Source organism: Pseudomonas sp. NPDC090203 (assembly GCF_044746765.1).
Taxonomy (GTDB): Bacteria; Pseudomonadota; Gammaproteobacteria; order Pseudomonadales; family Pseudomonadaceae; genus Aquipseudomonas; species Aquipseudomonas putida_AD.
Window position 1 is genome coordinate 351,221 of record NZ_JBIVCV010000004.1, and the last position, 18,685, is coordinate 369,905.

Sequence of the window (18,685 nt, forward strand, 5' to 3'; positions counted from 1 at the left end):
GTCGAGAGGCCGTGAAGACATCGAGCATTTCGAGAGCCCTTGGCACCCGACCTTGATTCCAATCTTTCCGCCGGCTGGTGCCTGCACCTGAGGAGTGTCTATGATTTCGGGATGGCTCTCATCCTTTCTGGCGCGACGTAATATCCATTACGGCTGGGCCATGGTTGCGGTGACCTTCCTCACTGCTTTGATCAGCGCGGCGTCGGTGGGTGCTCCAGGCGTATTCATCGTTCCCATGCAAATGGAGTTTGGCTGGAATACGGTCGAGATCTCCTCGGCGCTTTCGGTGCGTTTTGTCCTGTTCGGTTTGATGGCGCCTTTCGCGGCCGCGTTGATGAACAGGTACGGCCTGCGCAACGTCACCCTCACGGCCTTGCTCGTAATCACTGTCAGCTTGCTTCTTTCCCTGGGAATGACGAAGGTCTGGCAGCTCTTCGTGCTCTGGGGTGTTGCAGTGGGCGTGGGGGCCGGGATGACTGCGTTGACACTCGGGGCCACCGTAGCATCACGATGGTTCGGTGCCCGGCGCGGTCTTGTGGTGGGGATTTTGACCGCAAGCACAGCAACGGGGCAGCTCATTTTCATGCCTATTCTCGCAACCATTACCGATCATTCGGGGTGGAGATGGGCACTGGCGCTCATGTGCGTGATGCTGGTGATCGCTGCCTTGGCCGTCTTGCTGGTGATGCGGGACCGTCCGAGTGATGTAGGGCAACAGCCGTTCGGTGTCGCCGAGGGTGCTGGTGTCAATGCTCCGACTCCAAGCGGCGCGTCCATCCTGGCGGCATCACTTGGGGCCCTGCGAGACGCAGCGAAAACCCGGGTGTTCTGGATTCTCTTCGGCACATTTTTCATCTGCGGCGCGACAACGAACGGATTGGTTCAGGTTCACCTGATTCCATTGTGCGGGGACTTCGGGATCTCACAAGTCAAGGCCGCGGGCCTGCTTGCTGCAATGGGGGTTTTCGACTTGATCGGAACGGTCTCGTCAGGTTGGCTCTCGGATCGCTTTGATAACCGTCGACTCTTGTTCTGGTATTACGGCCTGCGCGGTCTGTCGCTTATAGCGTTGCCATTTTCGGATTTCTCCATCTACGGGTTGTCGTTGTTCGCGGTGTTTTACGGACTCGACTGGATCGCGACTGTGCCGCCTACGGTAAGACTTGCCGCATCGCGATTTGGTGCTGAGCGAGCGGGGTTGGTCTTCGGCTGGATCTTCGCGGGCCATCAGATCGGAGCAGCGGCGGCGGCCTTTGGGGCGGGTTGGTCTCGGGTCGCCTTAGCGAGCTATCTGCCGGCGTTCTTCGTGGGCGGCGCTCTTTGCTTGATCGCAGCGCTCACGATTCTCTCGATTACTCAGGAGAAAAAGCTTCCCGCCGCTGTGCCGGCGGCGAGCTGAACAGGCTTCTTCACTTGCACAAGCGTGAGCGCCAGATGGACGCTTTCTTCACGCACGGGGGGTTGAGCATGAATGTGCATTTGACACGCCGCAATGTCATGGTCGGTCTCGCAGGATTCGGTCTGGGCCTGCTGGCGAGTTTCGACAGCGTGGCGTCAACCTTTAAATATGGGTGGGACCTGACCGGGCAGCCAAGGGGGCGGTCGTTCACGCTGAGCGACACTCAGGGAAACCAGAAGACGTTGTCCAGTTACAAAGGACGAGTCCTGATGGTCTTCTTCGGTTTCACTCAATGCCCGGCGGTTTGTCCGGTCACCTTGTCGCGGGCAGCGAAGGTCAAAAAGCAACTTGGGCCGGATGGCGACAGGCTTCAGGTCGTGTTCATCACGCTTGATCCGGAGCGAGACACGCCGGCAGTCCTGGAAGCCTATGTCAAAACGTTCGACCCTACGTTTGAGGCGCTTTACGGCAGCCTTGAAGTAACGGCAGCGACGGCTGAGGAGTTCGGTGTGTTTTATGAGAAGACCCCCATCGGCACGACCTACACGATCTCTCACACCGCGATGAGCTACGTGTACGACTCTGCTGGGGTACTGCGCCTGGGATTGTCCCAGGCATTCACCGAACAGCAGTGTGTAGAAGATTTGCTCTCTCTCATGAGGATCAGTTGATGAATGGCCGACGTAATCTGGGGACTGGATCCCTCCTGCAGTTTTTCCTGCTGGCTGCTTTAGGCGTGAGCCTGCCAGTGATGGCTCAGACCACGGTAGAGAAGGCATGGGTGCGGGCAACTGTACCTGGGCAACCGTCTACCGGTGCCTTTATGAAAGTGACCTCTACGGACGATGCCAAGCTGGTCGAGGTCAGATCTGATGTAGCCAGGAGCGTCCAGATCCACCGTTCGACCATGCAACATGAGGTGATGCGAATGGAGCCGGTCGAAAACGTGCCGCTGCCCCCAGGCAAGATGGTGAGCTTCGATCCTGATGGCTATCACGTGATGCTCATGGACCTGAAGGCTCAGATCAGGGCTGGGGATGTTGTGCCTCTCGTTCTGGTTGTCCAGACACCATCAGGTGCGCAGGAGCTGATCCCGGTCAGGGCCGAAGCTCGCCCTCTGGATGCGGCGGATGCAAGCAAGTAAGACCAGCGGTTTCAGGACATGAGGGGGCTCGAAATCGCTGTCTGCGGTCCCGCGTCTGACCCGGTTGGTGAGTTTCACTGACCCGACTACCACTCGCTCAATGGCCTTGCGGCGGATTCACGTTGAATCTGCGACGGTAATCACCGGGTGTGAGTCCGGTGATTTTAAGAAACACTTTACGAAATGCGCTCGGATCGCTGTAGCCGACTTGCCAGGCGATCGTTTCGACATGGGCTGCGCTGAATTGCAGCAGCTCACATGCTTTTCCGACCCGCAACCGCTGGCAGTAATCTCCAGCGGTCAGCCCGGTCGCCTTGCGAAATCTGCGCAAAAAAGTCCTTTCTTCAAGCCCGGCGATCGAGGCCAGAGCGCCCAGGGAAACGTCTTTCGCGCCTTCAGCCTGCAGTCGATGCTGAACCTTGAGGATGGACGCGTCACCATGGTTCAGGTTTGGTGAAAACGCACTGTAGTAGCGTTGTTCCCGGCCAGGAGGATCGACCAGCATGTAACGGGCTGTCTCAACCATCACGACAGGTCCCAAAAAACGATCTACCAGTTTGAGTCCCATGTCGACCCATGCCATCAAACCGCCGGCGCTGATGATATCCCCGTCATCGATTATGAGTTTGTCCACGTCCAGTCTGGCGTCTGGAAAACGGCTTTCAAACACTTCAGCGTGATCCCAGTGGGTGGTGACCAATCGTCCGTCGAGCAAGCCTGCCTCAGCGAGCATGAATGCGCCTCCGCAAGCAGAAGCCAGAACAGTTCCTTTTTTATGGCAGGCGATCAACCAGTCGGCATAGGGCATCGCTTCTTCAGCCGTCAATGGGGTGCCCAGTTTCGGCGGCAGAATCAGTACAGTCGGCGCCTTGTCTGTCTTCAGCTCGATGCCAAGACGTTCATTGGCTATCGGGGCTAACGCCGGGGGGAGGCGTTGCGTGACCCGCAGGAAAACACTGTCTTCTCCAAAATGTCTGGCGGCATAAGTGTCGGCGATCTTGAACAAATCGATCAGACCGTAGATTGCCGCCAGTTGGGCGCCTGGAAACGGAACAATTCCAATCTCGATGGTGGGATGTTTCGCCATTTGTCGATTTCGCCTTTAATTATGTCGATCCGGCCACTGATGATCGTCTCCAGTTTGCTCCATGATGTCCAGACATTTTGCTGAACATCAGAGGAGTGCAGGCAATGACCCAATCAGTGGTTGAACCCGAACGTATTCCACCATGGCACATCGCCGGAGAGTGGCTGGACGTGTGCTCGTGCAATTCACCGTGCCCTTGTACTTACGCGCAACCTCCTACCGGAAACCATTGCGAAGTGCTGTGGGCGTACAGAATCAACGAAGGGCATTTCGGGGCCACTCCGATGGCGGGTCTCAAAGTTGTCCTGCTGGCCAATTTCACCGGCAATCTCTGGGACGGCGCCTGGCTCGATTGTGGGTTTTTCTTCGACGCCACCGGCAACGAAGAACAACGCGCTGCAATGGTGTCGATATTCACCGGTCAAGCGGGTGGTTGGATGACCCAGTTCGTGCCGACACACGTTCGGGAAGTTAAAGGCGTCGAGTTCGCGGACATCACGGTCGAAATCGAGAGCACCCTCGAACATTGGAGGGTGACCGTTGAAGATAAGGTCGAAGCCAGTGGCCGCGCCATGAGTGGTCCGACTTCCGACCCAAGCAAGCGCTTGCAGAGCTTCAACCCACCGGGCAGTGAAGTTGGGCCCACGGACGCCGCTGTCACCTGGGGCAAAAGCGTGGCCGGGCGCTGGAAGGCTTTCGGTTTTGAACAGAATATTCCCGCAGGACAAGCGAGCAAGCACATTCCATTTGATTGGAACGGACCGGACGCGCCGTGATGAAGAACGCCCCGCCTGCGTCGCAATCATTTTTGAGTGTGCGACTCTCCGTTTCCGGTTGGGCGATGGTGGTCGTCGCGATCAGCGTGGCTGCCTGGCTCTTTACACTCATCTTCATGAGTGGGATGGATGAGGGGCCTGGGACGCCCCTGCACCAATTGCCCGTATTCCTCGCAGGTTGGGTAGTGATGCTGACTGCGATGATGCTGCCCTCCGAACTTAACTACATCGCAGCCTTCGCAGGAATGCTTCGAGGACGAGGCACAGCACGCGCCGTCCGTATCCAGCGGATGCTTGGCTTCGTCGCTGGCTATGGGATTGCCTGGATTGCCTATGGCCTTTGTGCCTACGCACTGGATGGGCTGGTGCGAGCTGTAAGCCCGAGGGTCATCGCCTGGGATCACGCGGGCCCATGGTTGGCGGGCGCGGTGCTGGTCCTGGCAGGGTTTTTTCAGGTGTCTTCCCTCAAGCATGTCTGCCTCAAAGGCTGCCGCTCACCGTTTTCATTCTTCCAGCTTCACTGGCGCGCCGGGAATGGCGGCGCAATCTACATGGGCTTCAAACATGGGCTCGTGTGTGTGGGTTGCTGCTGGGCGCTGATGGGTGTGATGTTTGCGGTAGGGGCGATGAGCCTGACCTGGATGGCTTTGCTGACGCTGTTCATGTTTGCCGAGAAGGTCTTGCCCAAAGGACAGAAGCTGGCAATTCCCATCGCTTTTTTCCTGGTCGCCATGGGGATATGGATTGCGGTATCGCCGCAAACGGCGCCGCTGCTTCAAGACCCCCTGATGTATGACGGCTATTGCCGATCGCTCTGACAACAACTCCAACTTGCGCCGTCCTGCGGATGGCGCTCACTCTGAGGAAAGGACATGTCCGAAAGTACACCGCGTCGCGCGCTTATCGTCATTGACGTCCAGAACGAATACATCAATGGCAACTTTCGCATTGAGTATCCGCCGGTTGAGTTGTCGCTCGGCAACATCGCCAAAGCGATGGACGCTGCGCGAGAAGCAGGGATTCCCGTAGTGGCGGTGCAGCACGTTCTGCCATCAGACGCCCCGATCTTCGCCCAGGATAGCGAGGGAGCCAAGTTGCACCCTGTAGTAGCCGAGCGCCCCTACGATCACCTGGTGACCAAGGTGTTGCCCAGCACATTCTCGGATGCGGGATTCGACATATGGCTGACGAATAACAGGGTAGATACGCTGACCGTGATTGGCTATATGACCCACAACTGTAACGACTCGACCATTCGGGAAGCGATGCACCGTGGGTATCACGTCGAGTTTCTACCCGACGCTGCCGGCTCTCTCCCTTACAGGAACAAATCGGGGTATGCGTCCGCCGAGGAATTACATCGCGTTACGACGATTATCCTGGAGTCCGCTTATGCGGCAGTGCTCAGTACAGAGGATTGGGTGCAGGGCCTCAGCAACCCAGAGCACGCTGTGCGCGACAACATCTACTACTCGAACCAGCGCGCGATAGGGAAAATGTGAGACGTCGCGATCTTCGTCAACGCAAAGCTGGCAGTTGCGCGGCCGGGTGGTCGCGCAACTGCTTCCAGTCGAGAGGATTTATGGGCGAACCGCTGTAGAGCGCCAGACCATCATCTTTTCAACCTGCATTTCCTTCATGGTGTACGGGATTCCACCTACGCCATGGCCTGAAAGCTTCGCTCCCGCAAACGGCATCCAGTCAACCCGGAACAATGTGTTCTCGTTAATCATCACGGTGGTCGCGTCCATGATCTGATAGCACTGCATGGCAGTGTCCAGGTTTTGGGTGAACACGGCGGCCTGGAAGGCATAGGGCAGGGCGTTGGCCAGCTCGAGTGCTTCCTCCAGAGAGTCGTAGGCATAGACCGCCACTACTGGGCCGAAAACCTCTTTGCGCATGACCTTGGAGTCCTGAGGCGGGTTGAGCAGCACCGTCGGGGCATAGCAATTGTTGCTCAACCGCTTACCCCCGGATATGAGCGTCGCACCGGCATCGATCGCTTCTTTTACCCACTCATCGACCCGATCCACTTCACGTCCCGAAATCAGTGGACCCACCTCGGTCGTCATGTCCACAGGATCGCCAACTACCATAGCGTCACCTGAATGACCCAGACGCGTAGCGACCTTGTGCGCGATGCTCGAATGACAGAATACCCGCTGCACGCTGATACACGCCTGTCCAGCGTGCCAGAAGCTTCCACGAGCGATACGCGGCAGGGCGTCATCAAGATCGGCGTCGGCAGCGACGATAACGGGCGCGACTCCACCATGCTCAAGCGCGCAGCGAGTACCTGGTGCGAGCGTGGACCGCAACATCCAACCGACTGGGGCGGAGCCAATAAACGAGAAAAAGCCTACCCGGGAGTCACCAACCAGTGTTCCTGTCAAAGCGTTGTCGATCGGCAACACCATCTGTGCCCAGCCAGGGGGTAAACCGGCTTCAACGAGAACCTCAATGAGTGTCCGGCAGCTCAGGGGGGTATTGGCTGCAGGTTTCACGATTACCGGCGCACCGACGGCAACTGCTGGAATAACCTGGTGGATGATCAGATTGAAGGGGTGGTTGAACGCCGAGACGGCAACCACGACGCCGATGGGCTCGTACTGAGTGAACGCAACCCGATTCGTCGATGCTGCGTTCAACCCCATCGGGACGACATTTCCTGCCTCGGTCCGCAAGACCTCTATGCAATTGAGGATACCGTCGATACCTCGCTCTACCTCTGCGATCGAATCCTTTATAGGCTTGCCTCCCTCTCGCGCAGCCTGCGTCGCTATCTCGAGCTTGCGAGCACGGACGATCACGGCGGCGCGATGCAGGACTTCGATACGTTGCGTTTTAGGCAGCCAACCGGCTCGGTCTCGAAATAACCCGTGGGCCACGTCAAGCGCATGCTCCACGTCGGTCGCTGAAGAAATATCTACCCGTCCCACAATCGAGTCGTCGTAGGGGGAGGTTACCGCCAGGGTTGGTTCTGTCATTCGAGAATCCACTCGTCAAGGGTTCACCGAGGCACCCCACGCGGGACGGGGGCCGGCCTCGGTTCAGGGGCATCAGCCGGAGATCGGATCAGCGTTGAACGGCCAATGAACTCATTTCTTGTAAGGCGGATAATCAAGGTAGCCTTCGACATCGCCTTGATAGTAGGTGTCGCGATCCGGGGGGGTGAGCGGCCAGTCGTTCTGCAGGCGAGCGACGAGATCCGGGTTAGAGATGTAGGGCTGACCGAACGCCGGCAGGTCAATCAGATCGTCACCGACCAGTTGCCTGGCGCGCTCCAATGTCATGTCGCCCGCCAGTATCAGCGCAGTCGAACTCAGACCCTGGCGGCAGACGCTCAGCAGACTTCGCAGGGCATCTTCGCGAGCAACCGAATCTGCTGATGCAAGAAAGAAGCGTGTTTGATCCATGACGTGAACATACGCAATACCGCGCGCGCCCAGGCCCGCGCAAAGTGCGGTATAAGTCTCGTCGATCTCTGGGTATAGCGGCATGTCGAACAGCTGGCCGTACGGGGAGATCCGGAAGCCGACGCGAGCGGCGCCGATCCGCGCGCATACAGCGTCTACAACCTCGAACGCGAAGCGAAGGCGATCGTCGAGAGCTTGTGCGCTGTACTGGTCGGTACGGTCGTTGACTTTTGGGTTGAGGAATTGCTCGAACAGATAGCCGTTGGCGCCATGCAGTTCTACGCCGTCAAACCCGGCTTCTATTGCGTTAGCCGCGGCCTGGGCGAAGTCCTCAACCACACGACGCACCTCATCAGTCGTCAGTGCGCGCGGCTCGGATGTTTGCATGAAGCCAGGTTCACCGCTGTCGGTGTAGGCATAGGCAGTGGCTCCGTTGGCGAGCTTCGTCGTCGCGCTGACCGGCGCGCATCCATCCTTCTGCAGCGATGTGTGGGAGATCCGACCCACGTGCCACAACTGGGCGAATATCTTGCCGCCAACGCTGTGAACCGAATCGGTGGTCAGCTTCCAGCCTGCGATCTGCTCAGGGGTATAGATGCCGGGTGTAAACAGGTATCCACGGCCTTCCTGAGTGATCGGCGTGCCTTCGGTAACAATCAGTCCAGCGGTAGCACGTTGGGTGTAATACAGAGCGGTCTGCTCGTTTGGGATATCTTCGAACGCTCGGGACCGGGTCATTGGCGCCATGACGAAACGGTTCTTGAGAACCATATCGCCCAGCTTGAAGTCGTTGAACAGGCTCAAGGTAAACCTCCGATAAAAGTCGTTGATACTTGCGCAGCTGCCATAAGGACAGCGCAAGGGAGTTGTCGATTAATAGTGGGTTGAGCTAAGTCAGGACCCCGTGTTTTCGGCGCTGCGCTGTCTCGCAGTGGGTAGAAGCTCGTACTGCTCGGGGTTCTCGCCAAGTGCAGTACGGTTGATCCACCCAGTCGCCAATCAGCTATCGAAAGGCGCGTTGTCGATCAGGTCGCAGACATTCGGGCAGTCGAAACCATGGATGTGGCGACGACCAACATCTCCCAGACCGGTGCCGATCGCTGTATGCGGCTTTTTGCGCGCCACTTCGGCGACGGCCCGGGTGAACGCCGCCTTCATTCCGATTCTTGGATAAAGCTGCAAGGTGTCGTCGATCAGCGAAGGTGTGATTTCTTCGATGAACAGCCCCATTACGTCGACATGGGCGCCCATGTAGATCAGCGCGATTTCTGGTTGCTTGCGGTCAGCGATGCCCGCGCTTGAATGCAGCGCGATCGCATCCCACACAAGCTGTGCCTTGGCATCCGAGTAGCCGTTGTCGAGGAGGAAGCGGCTTGCTGCATCAGCGCCGTCAACTTCAAAACGGCTGTCGGCGGCAAATTCTTCGGTCAATCCCAGGTCATGCATCAGCGCTGCGAGATATACAGCTTCACGGTCGTAGTTAAAGCCGCGCTTTTTCCCAAGGAAGTCGGCAAACCACCATGTGCGGTGGACGTGATGGAGCAATGGTTTCGAGTGCACGCGTTCGACCAGAGAGAAGGCCTTGCGGGTCAAATCGGAGTCTGGGGCGATGATGCCGCCGATCGTTACTGGGGTAGTCATATCGAATTCCTGAGGTGGGGTAGCTCCCTATCTAATCTAGATTTTTTTTCCTGTCGTAATTGACTATTTTCAGTTTATTCGTGCCAATATGCGGCATTGCTTTTTGGACTCGGGCCATGATCAGACGCGTAGAAATTGATCCACGGGCTAGCGGCCGCAAACAACGACGCGTAGTCATTCTGGGTGTGGGGCCGGTTGACGCGCTGGACGTGGTCGGTCCTGCGGAGGTTTTCAGCTTTGCCAACAGTCTGTGCGTGGGGGAAATCCCTCCCTACGAACTAGAGCTCATATCGTCCGGAGCTGATGTCAGACTGGAGAGCAGTACGGGAATTGACCTCGTGGCGCGCAAGACACTTTCGCAGGAGCGTCAGCAGCCCAGGCCAATTGATACTTTGATCGTGGCATCAGGATGGAAGTCGATTGGCCAGTCAGATCAGAGCGTGCTGGACTGGCTCCGTACGCATTCGCCGGCGGTGCGACGAGTGTGTTCAATTTGCGTTGCTGCGTTCGTTCTTGCCCAGGCAGGTGTTCTGGACGGCCGCCGTGCGACCACTCACTGGCGCATGGCCCGGGATTTGGCTGATCGTTACCCGAAGGTCAACGTCGATGCAGATCCTATATGGGTGAAAGACGGTCACGTTTACACCTCGGCAGGAATATCCGCAGGAATTGATTTGGCCCTTGCGTTGGTGAGCGAAGACCTGGGTGATGAGGTCGCGATGGAAATCGCGAAGAATCTGGTCTTGTTTCTTCGTCGTCCGGGTGGGCAGGCGCAGTTTAGCGTCACTCTGCAGTCCCAGCGTGCAGTGGGTTCGAACCTGGACGATTTGTGCGTATGGATCAGTGAACACCTGCATACCGAACTTACCGTGGAAATACTTGCGGGGCAGATGTCCACGAGCGTGCGTACCCTCATACGGACTTTCCAACGAGACCTTAAAACAACCCCTGCGAAATATGTGGAAGATGTTCGGCTGGAAGCTGCGTGTCGTGATGTTGAACTAGGTGGCCGCACGATGGATGAGGTGGCGCGTCGGTGTGGTTACAACAGCATTGATGTGATGCGAAAGGCGTTTGTGCGCAGGCTAGGAATCACCCCTAAGGAATACGCGCTCCACTTCGCACCTCAAAGCAGCCTGGCCCGGGCATACGCGTAGAATTGTCCGGGCTTGCATGGGAGTTCTCAACTCGCCTGAAAAAGCGTTGTGTGACTAGAGCCAAGTTTTGGACGCCGTCGATGCCAATGGGTATTTTTCTGGTAGGCATGGCCCAGGTTCAAAAGCCGTGACTCGTCGAATTGGGCCCCGACAAGTTGAAAAACCAGAGGCGTTTCGTTTTCACCCAAGCCGCAGGGCATTGTCAGAGAGGGGCTCCCGGTCATGTTGAACGGGCAGGTGAAGGTGTGAAGCGCTGCGATCAATTCAAGATCGATGTTAGCCATGCGCTCCAACTTGGGTACCGAAAAAGGTATCACCGGCATCGCGAGTGCGTCGACATTCTGAAAGAGCGCCTCGAACTTTCCAGAGAACGCAGCCTTTCGAAGCAGCAGTTCCTGATACGCCGTTCCACTTAAGTTTTGACCCATTTCAATCAGTTGGCGCAATGCGGGGCCATATTCGTTTCGACGGCTTGCAAACGTATCGCGATGCGCAAGCGCCGTTTGCACAGCACAAACTTCCACCCAATCGTCAATCATTGCGCGAACGTCTGGAACGGTAATTTCCACAATCTTGGCGCCCTGAGCACTCAATACGTCCATTGCCGAGAGCAGAGCCTGCTGTGTGATGGCGTCGGCGAGGCCCGAGATCCAGCGCCAATCCAGACCGATACGCAGCCCTTCGACGTCTTGCCCAAGTGCGCTTACATAGTCAGGCACAGGAAGATGTGAAGCCGTAGGGTCCCTGTTATCCGGCCCTGCAATTTCCTTGAGTATCGCTCCTGCATCTGCAACGCTGCGTGCCAGCACGCCAACGTGATCCATTGACGCTGCCAGTTCAAAGGCACCGTAGCGTGACACGCGCCCCCAGGTCGGTTTTAGTCCGGTCACGCCATTTGCCGCAGATGGCAGTCTGATCGATCCCCCGGTTTCGGAGCCCAGCGCCCCGAAGCATAGGCCTGCAGCCACTGCTACACCGCTGCCACTCGATGAGGCTCCGGACCAGTAGTCTGCGTGCCACGGATTGATGGGGGCCTTGAACGGCGGGGTGTGTTCGGCGTAAACGCCCTCGGTGAGCACGACCTTTCCCAACACTGTCGCACCCGCCTCACGGAGCCGAGCTACTGCAGTCGCGTCCTGCTCGGTTCTGGTGTCCAGATGTATCGCCATACCGGCTGTAGTGGGCGCTTCTTTTGTCCAAAGCATGTCCTTGACGGCAAGCGGCACACCATGCAACGGACCGCGCCACAGGCCTTGGTCCAGTTCAGCATCTGCTTTAGCGGCCTCCGATAGTGCCGACTCCTGCATCAGACACACATAGCTATGTAACCTGTCATCAAATTCATCGATACGTTCGAACATCGAATGAGTGAGATCCACAGACGAAATGTCGCGGCGTCGCAGCAAATCGGCAACTTCCAGAAGCTCAAGATTGTAATAGGGCTTGTTGTCCAAATTTGACATCGCTATGGCTCTACGGGGGAAAAGACACAGCACAAGGGCGCAATCACTGATCACACCTGTGCCGACTGTTTCTTCAACTGTAGAGGGAAAGCTCACCGCGCTATGTGCTTGGCCGGTCAAATCTTTGTGACTGGGCTGGACAAATCGTTAATGCCGGGGAGGGGAGCTCTCATCAATCCTTGCGCACTAGCGAACTGGGCGGGACGCCATACTGCTTTTTAAAAGCGCGGCTGAAATGCGAAAAATTGCTGAAGCCATTGCTCACGGCCACCTCGGCGATAAGCCGTGCTCTGCCCTCCGTCAGTGCCGTATAACTCATGGCCAGGCGCTGTTGCCACAGCCACTGCATGGCAGTGGTGCCCTCTGCTGCAAAGAGTCTGCTGAGCGTTCTTGATGAAGCTCCAAGCACTGAACTGATGCTGTCCATATCCATGTCGGGGTCATCGATATGGGCCATCATGTGATTCTTGGCCTTCGCTAAAAGATCGCTGTGACGGTTAGTCAGGCCCTTGGCGTCTCCAAACTCACACTCCATGGCTGCGGCCAGGATATCGATGAAGGAGGAACTCACTTTTGCTGCGGCGCTCAGGTTGTCAGGGACAATCAAATCTACGGAGCTCAAAATCATCGATGACAGCAATGACCCCATCATGCTGGAAGAACCTAGTTTCATGGCTGTCATGCGCTCGGCTTCCGGGAGGCGGCATAACAACTGTTTCCTCGGGATGTTCATGATGATCATCCGATAATCATCCGGGAAATCGAAATCAAAATTTCGAGCGGTATCGTAGAGAACCATCTCTCCCGCTTTTTGGACAACCCGTCTACCCGCCTGCTCGAGGTTGCCTTTACCCTCCTGCATATAGGCGAACAAGTAACTGTCAGAGGGGGCCTCGCTCAGGTTTCGTGAATTTCGACGGTAGGTTAACGCCGCGCTTCTGATTTCGCTGACGCGGATGCAACCGACTGAGTGGATAGCCAGATGGGCGTCAAAAGGCCCGTTTTGCGTGGCTGCGCTATCGGACACGCAATGCTGTGACGAAACGACATCAGCCCAGTAAGCGAAGCGATCCTTAGCTGCTAAAGAGTTGGTGCTGTAATGGTCGATCATGATCGTCTCCGCGATGTGCCACTCACTTACCGAACGCAGGTCTCAGCAAAATTTGAGCCAGAGCCAAACATTGGAATGCCTATTCTGGTGACCAGGACCTGTTCTTGCGGTTGATTCAGGCTTCGCTCAAGAAACCAGGCGGTTATTCTGGCGCTGCTTCTTGTGTGTTCAGTCCGCTCTGGCTTGGTGCGCGCGCTACAAATCAGTGCCTCGCTCAGGTCTTCGTGTCCTCAAATATCAGGCTTCGGATTATTTGGTCCGCTCCCGAACGCAGGCCTGAGAACCGGATATGCAAGCAGGCCCTAGAGGGAACAACTGTAGCCATCCGCAACCCCGGCGTTCCTAATGGTAGCAACGGATATTGACTTTAGAGTCGGCGCACAATCTTGTCTTTGGCTTTTTGTGACGCTCGCGACGCGTCAAGTTTCCTGCGCTGCCTGAAACGCTTCAGCCGATTGTTGCGGTCTGATAACTGTCCGAATTCGGCAAATGAATCTGGCGCTTAGAGACGTGTTCATTGCATCTCCAGTTCGTACAGTGTGGGTTATCGGCAGGCCAGTATATGCGCTTGCGTGCGACGGAGATCCGTGATGACTGCTCTTAAACAATCTCAAGGCCTGCACATTTCATTCGCTCTGCTGGCGGGTGTGCTTGTGTCGCTAATGGCTTTGCCCGCTGCGGCAAGTGATTATGCAACCATGGGCGAAGGCGCCGACATAACCGCCATGTGTGGTTCGAAGCCCATGACCGTAGCATTGACAGACGGATATGGCGGCGATACTTGGCGAAAAATAGTCTTGGCTGAGGTTCAGGATGAACTTTCAAAATGCCCGAATGTGAAGCGGTTTATCTATACTAACGCCAACGGTAACCAGCAGAAGTCCAACAGCGATATCAATTCGCTTGTTTCTCAAGGCGTAGACGTGATGGTGACGTTCACGGATTTTGGCGACGCCATGCTGCCTGCCTTGCGCTCTGCGAAAAAAGCGGGTGTTACCGTAGTGCCTTATTTCTCGAAAATTTCCGGAACGCCAGGAAGAGACTATACGGCGCTTGTCTATCAGGATCAGGAACGAGTGGGCGAGTTGTGGGCTGACTGGTTCGGCTCGACGATTAAAGAAGGCAATGTCCTGTTGTTGGGTGGTGTGCCAGGCGCCAGCTCCTCCTTACGGTTCATGCAAGGTTTCAAGAAAGGCGTGCAGAAATACCCGGGGCTGCATCTGCTCGATGATAATTATATTGTGACTAACTGGACACCCTCGGATGCACAGAAAGCGGTTTCCGGGCTTATCGCAAAATATTCCAAGATTGATGGCATCGCATCAGATTTCGGCGCAACCACTCTAGCCGCTGTAAAAACATTTCAGCAGGCGGGATTAGCAGTTCCGGCACAAGCGACACTGGCGAGCAGCAACGAGCTCAATTGCAGATATTCGGACGATGTCGGCGCCGGGAAAGGGTGGCCTTACTTTTCTCTTGACGGTACCACGACACTCGCAAGGTTTGCTGTTCGTCGAGCGGTTGCTGAGTTCCAGGGTACCCCAGATCCCGAGCCTCTTGCTATTGTTCCGTTCCCCAGCGCCGATTCTACCAAGGGCTTTGCACCCAAGTGCGATCCTTCCGCCCCGCCAGATGCAGATTTCAGTTCCAATCTATCAAGCGAAAAATTAAAGCAGCTCTTTTGAAACGATAGTGCCTGGTGCAGGGGAGGGGTTATACGCTCCAAGATCCTGCTACGTCTCGTCTTCGCGGATAGTTATGCGCCCCTGTTGTCATGCTGTGATCAGACCAATTCACGTGATGGTGATTTGTTCAGCCAGTTACCTTTCACTGAAATAAGAAAAATACATTGACTACTCCGTTGGTAATCTTGAATGAATATGAACGCTAAAGATTTGTTAGTCATACATAAGGTCACCAAGTCATTTCCAGGCGTGAAGGCATTGGATGAAGTAACGCTTTGCGTGCGAGCCGGCGAGGTGCATGGACTGGTGGGCGAAAACGGCGCGGGAAAATCGACTTTGATGGCTGTCGCGTCTGGTGCCCTGGTACCCGACGAGGGGAGGGTGATCATCGACGGTCAAGAGGCCCTCGGTAACCCGCTTCTTGCGCGAGAGCTTGGCCTGGCGATTGTCCGGCAGGAGCCCGCACTGATGCCTGATCTGACAGTGGCTGAAAATCTTTATATGGGCATGCCGCCCCATTTGCGGCCTTCCCCTGTGCGGCTCCATGCATGGGCAGCCGAATGCCTTCTCCTGTGGGACGATTCGGCCCGGATCGACCCCTCGACGCGCGTCGCAAGCCTTAATTCCGGGGAGAAATTCATTGTCGAAATCGTAAAGGCACTCGCGGCCAAACCCAAGGTGTTGGTACTGGATGAGCCGACCGAGCATTTGGGAGGCGACGACGTCAAACGACTGTTTCGGCACATCCAGACGCTTGTGAGTGCGGGCTCTGCCGTCATTTATATCTCGCATCGCATTCGCGAAGTGCAGTCGATTGTCGAACGTCTCACTGTTCTGCGAGATGGTCAGGACCAGGGGACACATATCGCCAACAACCTGACGGAGCAGCAGATCGTCGAGCTGATCGTGGGAGGTGAGATAAACCGTGATTTTCCTCGCAAATCATCCAGCACGGACTCAACTCAGCCATGTCTGGAGGTTAAGTCTTTCACGGGAAGGGGATTCGACAACGTAGATTTCACAGTGCGCCGTGGGGAGATCGTCGGCCTGGCAGGTGTCGATGGTAATGGCCAGCGCGAGGTAATCCGCGCGCTAGCGGGGCTCCACCGATCCAAAGGTTCTGTTCGTGTCAACGGGGATAACGTTCGGTTATCGAGCGCAGCGTCAGCTGGTTCAGCCGGGATCCGATATGTCCCAGGCGATCGCCATAGAGAGGGTATCTTTGGTGAGCTCAGCATCCGGGAGAACTTCTCTATCCGTAGCTTGCGCCAATCGGGCGTTGGGGGGGTGATATCGCCCCGTCTGGAAGAGTCTCGCGCGGTGGCCGCAGTGAACGAGTTCGCAGTGAAAACATCGTCGCTTGATACTCCAATCCGCCTCTTGTCGGGGGGCAACCAGCAAAAGCTAGTCCTCTCGAGCGTTCTTGCAAGCAACCCCAAGTTGCTGATTGTGGACGAGCCTACCCAAGGGGTTGACGTAGGCGCACGTATGGAAATCTACCAAACACTTCGCTCTACCGCGAACACGGGGACTGGCGTTTTGTTGGTTTCGTCGGATGCATCGGAAGTCGCTGGATTGTGCGATCGAGTACTGGTCTTTTCCAGGGGCGAGGTCGTAAAAGAACTGACCGGGACTGAAGTAACGGAGCAGAACATCACGAGCGCGGTTCTGACTGCAACCAACCAGAGGGTGCAGCACAAGCGAGGGGTTTCAGATCTTTACGAGTGGGCAGCGGGATATTGGGCTCCGCTGTTGATCCTGGTGGCAGGTATCGGCGTCCTTGGCATGTTCGCTTCTCATGCTAACGAGTTTTACATGAGTGAGAGAAACATAGCTGGAATGCTGGCCCTGGTGGCTACGCTTGCATTGGTTGCTTTCGGTCAGCAGATATTGATGCTGGTAGGCGGGATAGACCTCTCCGTCGGACCGTTGATGGGCTTTGTGGTTGTCATTCAGTCTTTTTACCTCGTCGATGAACCTGCGGGCAGCGCCTTGGTTGGCTGGGCGTTTGTCTTTCTGGTCGCCGCTGGTGTGGGGGTCGTGAACTGGGTACTTGTCGACCCTCTGAAGATGCACCCGATGGTTGCCACCCTCGTGACATTCATGGGGTTGCAAGCATTTTCCCTCGTGCTTCGACCCACTCCAGGGGGCTTGATATCGGAATCAGTCATGGACTCTGTAAACATGCAGTACGGGTTTATTCCTGCCGCGATTGTCGTCGTTTTGATAATCGGTTTGATACTGGAGTTCGCACTGTTCAAAAGTTACTGGGGACTTTCTCTCAGAGGCTTTGGTTCGCGGCCGGAGGCGGCGAGGGTGGCCGGTGTAAAGCCCAGAGTGACTCTATTGATGGCATATGTGGCATGTTCGTTGATGGCAGCAGTTGCAGCTATTCCAATGATGGCGCAAGTGGGATCAGGTGACGCCTCTGCCGGAACCAGCTATACCCTGGCCAGTATTGCCGCAGTGGTTATTGGCGGGGCAAGCCTGTTCGGCGGACGTGGTTCCTTTCTCGGCGCCCTGTTAGGTGCACTTCTGATTACCCAGATTAATGTCGTCACTACCTTTCTGGATCTCAGCGATGCATGGCAGTCATATCTTCTGGGTGCGATGATTCTCGCATCAGTAGCATTATATTCGAAGAGTCGGCAAATGGCGGTGGCAGCATGAGCTCAGTCAAATCTCATCCTCTGGCTAATGAACGCAATCTTTCACGCAAGAAGACAGTGCAGCTTCATGAACCTAAACGCCGATTAGTTGCTCTGGACGAATTTTCCTGGGTTTGGCTCGGCACAATAACATTGTTCGTGGTCAGCGCTTACATCGCCCCCGGCACGATGAGCAAGGGATCGCTGCTCGCGATGCTGCCTTTCGCAGGGATGCTGGCAATTGTTTCAACAGGCCAAACAGTGGTCATTCAACAGCGGGGACTCGATATGTCTGCCATCGGCATGGTCGCGCTTGCTGGCGTACTGATGGCGACGTTGGGTAATGCATTGGGCTCCCAGTCATTGGCAGCGCTTATTACCGTTAGTATCGCGATCCTGGTGGGGGCGCTGAACGGTTTCCTGACTTCGCGTCTTTCCATCAGCCCTCTGGTCGCAACCCTGGCAGTCAACGCATTGCTGATTGGGTCAGTCAGAACTCTGACGGGCAATGCTCCAGTTTCGACTGCGAGCACTCTGCAGGAGTTTTCACATTCCAAATTTTTAGGTTTGCCATTTAGTGTCATTTTTGCATTTCTGTTTGTAGGAGTGGTCTGGATTATCACCCGTAAAACGGCAGTTGGGCGGCGTTTCGTGGCTGTCGGGATCAATCCAGCCGCCGCACTTGCCGCCGGAATCAGGGTGAACCTGTATCAACTCGGTGCATATGTAGTCTCGGCTGTCTGTTTTGCGGTTGCCGGAATACTTCTAGCGGGGTTTATCGGCAGCGCATCCCATACCGCTGGTAATGATTATTTATTGCCTGCGATTGCGGCGGTAGTCGTGGGCGGGACGCCTTTCACCGGCGGGAAAGGAAGCGTTGTAGCCAGTGCGATTGCTGCTTTATTCATGGCGCAACTGGGGCAAATGGTTCTTGCCATGGGTGCGAGTGCCGCCATACAACTGCTTGTTCAAGCGCTTGCAATATTTATTGCAGTGGCAGCACGGGGGATACCTGGAATCCTCCGCCGCGCCGGTTGAAGTAGAGAAGAAGCGATAATAAGCGATAGATCGTAACCGAAGTGTAGTCCTCACTTCGGTCGGTCCATGTGAAAAAATGTTTTTCCTCTCAAATTGAGCAGGAACAGTCTTGCCTGAAAA

16 protein-coding genes are annotated in these 18,685 nt (G+C 56.1%); 10 read left to right on the top strand and 6 right to left on the bottom strand.

What is annotated here, in order from left to right; translation table 11 throughout:
• Positions 1–100 precede the first annotated feature (100 nt).
• The 3 genes from ACIPO9_RS09440 to ACIPO9_RS09450 all read left to right on the top strand — a co-directional run bounded on the left by ACIPO9_RS09440 (position 101) and on the right by ACIPO9_RS09450 (position 2,543).
• Entirely contained in the window at positions 101–1,399 is a 1,299-nt protein-coding gene (locus ACIPO9_RS09440) for an MFS transporter (RefSeq protein ID WP_400780342.1), read from the top strand.
• Positions 1,400–1,467: 68 nt separating this feature from the next.
• The gene (locus ACIPO9_RS09445; protein WP_400780534.1) at positions 1,468–2,070 is read left to right on the top strand and encodes an SCO family protein; all 603 of its coding nucleotides are present in this window, start codon (positions 1,468–1,470) and stop codon (positions 2,068–2,070) included.
• Positions 2,070–2,543 (top strand): copper chaperone PCu(A)C, encoded by a 474-nt coding sequence (locus tag ACIPO9_RS09450; RefSeq protein ID WP_400780343.1) that lies wholly within the window; start codon positions 2,070–2,072, stop codon positions 2,541–2,543. Before ACIPO9_RS09445 ends, ACIPO9_RS09450 begins: the two co-directional genes overlap by 1 nt.
• A 97-nt stretch (positions 2,544–2,640) precedes the next feature.
• On the opposite strand, the gene ACIPO9_RS09455 is transcribed toward ACIPO9_RS09450, so the two are convergent.
• Entirely contained in the window at positions 2,641–3,630 is a 990-nt protein-coding gene (locus ACIPO9_RS09455; RefSeq protein ID WP_400780345.1) for a GlxA family transcriptional regulator, read from the bottom strand.
• A gap of 104 nt (positions 3,631–3,734) precedes the next feature.
• Here ACIPO9_RS09455 and ACIPO9_RS09460 point away from each other — a divergent pair, with 104 nt between their 5' ends.
• Genes ACIPO9_RS09460 through ACIPO9_RS09470 form a run of 3 tightly spaced genes read left to right on the top strand, consistent with a single transcriptional unit; the run spans position 3,735 to position 5,908 of the window.
• Positions 3,735–4,406 carry a DUF1326 domain-containing protein gene (locus ACIPO9_RS09460; protein ID WP_400780347.1) on the top strand — a complete coding sequence of 224 codons (672 nt, stop codon included), beginning with the start codon at positions 3,735–3,737 and terminating at the stop codon, positions 4,404–4,406.
• Positions 4,406–5,224, top strand: a complete 819-nt coding sequence (locus tag ACIPO9_RS09465) for a DUF2182 domain-containing protein (RefSeq protein ID WP_400780537.1) — start codon at positions 4,406–4,408, stop codon at positions 5,222–5,224. The genes ACIPO9_RS09460 and ACIPO9_RS09465 overlap by 1 nt, the downstream gene beginning before the upstream one ends.
• A 54-nt stretch (positions 5,225–5,278) precedes the next feature.
• Complete coding sequence (locus tag ACIPO9_RS09470; protein WP_400780349.1) at positions 5,279–5,908, top strand: cysteine hydrolase family protein; 630 nt, start codon at positions 5,279–5,281, stop codon at positions 5,906–5,908.
• A gap of 78 nt (positions 5,909–5,986) precedes the next feature.
• On the opposite strand, the gene ACIPO9_RS09475 is transcribed toward ACIPO9_RS09470, so the two are convergent.
• The 3 genes from ACIPO9_RS09475 to ACIPO9_RS09485 form a co-directional block, all read right to left on the bottom strand.
• On the bottom strand, positions 5,987–7,393 hold the full coding sequence (locus ACIPO9_RS09475) for an aldehyde dehydrogenase family protein (RefSeq protein WP_400780351.1): 1,407 nt from the start codon (positions 7,391–7,393) through the stop codon (positions 5,987–5,989).
• A gap of 111 nt (positions 7,394–7,504) precedes the next feature.
• Complete coding sequence (locus ACIPO9_RS09480; protein ID WP_400780353.1) at positions 7,505–8,626, bottom strand: alkene reductase; 1,122 nt, start codon at positions 8,624–8,626, stop codon at positions 7,505–7,507.
• A 195-nt stretch (positions 8,627–8,821) separates the two neighbouring features.
• Positions 8,822–9,463, bottom strand: a complete 642-nt coding sequence (locus ACIPO9_RS09485; protein WP_400780356.1) for an HD domain-containing protein — start codon at positions 9,461–9,463, stop codon at positions 8,822–8,824.
• A gap of 116 nt (positions 9,464–9,579) precedes the next feature.
• Between ACIPO9_RS09485 and ACIPO9_RS09490 the strand changes: the two genes are divergently transcribed.
• Positions 9,580–10,620, top strand: coding sequence for a GlxA family transcriptional regulator (locus tag ACIPO9_RS09490; RefSeq protein ID WP_400780358.1), 1,041 nt, complete (start codon positions 9,580–9,582; stop codon positions 10,618–10,620).
• A gap of 26 nt (positions 10,621–10,646) precedes the next feature.
• Here ACIPO9_RS09490 and ACIPO9_RS09495 read toward each other — a convergent pair whose 3' ends face one another.
• Together ACIPO9_RS09495 and ACIPO9_RS09500 are read right to left on the bottom strand one after the other, a co-directional pair.
• A complete protein-coding gene (locus tag ACIPO9_RS09495; protein ID WP_400780360.1) occupies positions 10,647–12,083 on the bottom strand; it encodes an amidase in 1,437 nt (478 codons plus the stop codon).
• 172 nt (positions 12,084–12,255) lie between these two features.
• Entirely contained in the window at positions 12,256–13,194 is a 939-nt protein-coding gene (locus tag ACIPO9_RS09500) for a helix-turn-helix domain-containing protein (protein ID WP_400780362.1), read from the bottom strand.
• Between the two features lie 590 nt (positions 13,195–13,784).
• Here ACIPO9_RS09500 and ACIPO9_RS09505 point away from each other — a divergent pair.
• The 3 genes from ACIPO9_RS09505 to ACIPO9_RS09515 all read left to right on the top strand — a co-directional run bounded on the left by ACIPO9_RS09505 (position 13,785) and on the right by ACIPO9_RS09515 (position 18,565).
• Entirely contained in the window at positions 13,785–14,879 is a 1,095-nt protein-coding gene (locus ACIPO9_RS09505) for a substrate-binding domain-containing protein (RefSeq protein ID WP_400780365.1), read from the top strand.
• A 189-nt stretch (positions 14,880–15,068) separates the two neighbouring features.
• A complete protein-coding gene (locus ACIPO9_RS09510) occupies positions 15,069–17,549 on the top strand; it encodes an ATP-binding cassette domain-containing protein (protein ID WP_400780366.1) in 2,481 nt (826 codons plus the stop codon).
• Positions 17,546–18,565: an ABC transporter permease gene (locus tag ACIPO9_RS09515; protein WP_400780369.1), complete on the top strand. Its 1,020-nt coding sequence runs from the start codon at positions 17,546–17,548 to the stop codon at positions 18,563–18,565. The genes ACIPO9_RS09510 and ACIPO9_RS09515 overlap by 4 nt, the downstream gene beginning before the upstream one ends.
• The last annotated feature ends 120 nt before the right edge of the window (positions 18,566–18,685 follow it).